General features: G+C 66.2%; 1 pseudogene. It reads right to left on the minus strand.

What is annotated here, in order from left to right:
• Positions 1 to 485, minus strand: a pseudogene (locus R5H29_RS03920) (IS21 family transposase); the annotation flags it as partial.

Genomic DNA, 485 nt, shown 5'->3' on the forward strand with positions numbered 1-485 from the left:
GTCGTAATGATCCGCCATCGCCGCGAAGGTCGCGGTCAGGGTCGGCTCGAACCACAGCGCCTTGGCCACCCCCGCCTTGAGATTGTCGCAGACGATCGAAGTGGGCACTCCGCCGAAGTACTCCAGCGCCCGGACCTGGCCTTCGATCCAGTCGGGCAGCCGCTGGTGCTAGCTCGCCACCGCGAAGGTGTAGCTCGATGCTCCCAGCACCGCGACGAACAACTGCACCGCGTGGACTTCGCCGGTGCCCGGATCGATCAGCGGGATCGTCTGTCCGGCGTAGTCGGTCTGCATCACCGCGCCGGCGGCATGCCGGTGGCGATAGGTCGGGCGAGTGCGCTTCTCGTGCGCGCCGAACTTGTCGCAGAACCAGGTGTAGCCAAAGCCGTCGGGATGGGCCTCGCGATATTCCTGCCACAACAGCAACAGCGTCACGCTCTTGCGCTTCATCTCGCGCGAGACCAGCTGCCAGTCCGGCTCGGTCG

Origin of the sequence: Stenotrophomonas sp. A3_2 (genome assembly GCF_036624925.1) — a bacterium.
In the GTDB taxonomy this organism is placed as follows: Bacteria; Pseudomonadota; Gammaproteobacteria; order Xanthomonadales; family Xanthomonadaceae; genus Stenotrophomonas; species Stenotrophomonas hibiscicola.